At 63.9% G+C, this 379-nt stretch carries 1 pseudogene; it reads right to left on the reverse strand.

Annotated features, from left to right (window positions below):
- Positions 1-379: pseudogene (locus VSR82_RS40135) on the reverse strand (glycoside hydrolase family 19 protein); the annotation flags it as partial.

Genomic DNA, 379 nt, shown 5'->3' on the forward strand with positions numbered 1-379 from the left:
GCGACCAGTACGCCGGTTTCTGCCGCTTCGGGAAGTTGTCATAGTCAGCGTTGGACATCAGGTGCATGTACAGGCTGTAGAACGTCAGCTGCGTGCCGCGCGGAAACTCCATCTCGTGCCGCACCAGCGCAAAGCCCGTGCTGTACGGAGCCCGAAGCGGCACGTTACTGCCGTCCACGCTTGCCTCGCTGACCGGATAGTCCTGGTTGGCGCGATACGCGATCAGCACACCATCCGCGATGCAGCGTAGTCCCGCGTCGAGGTCGAGCGCCTGCCCCGCGCCCGCCTCCGTGATGTGGATGCCACCGTGCCACATGCCCTTGCGGCTGACGAGATACGAGCCGGACGGCTCGTTCGTGGCAAGAAGGCGGTAAATGTC

The sequence above is a fragment of the Burkholderia sp. JPY481 genome, assembly GCF_038900515.1.
GTDB lineage: Bacteria > Pseudomonadota > Gammaproteobacteria > Burkholderiales > Burkholderiaceae > Paraburkholderia > Paraburkholderia youngii.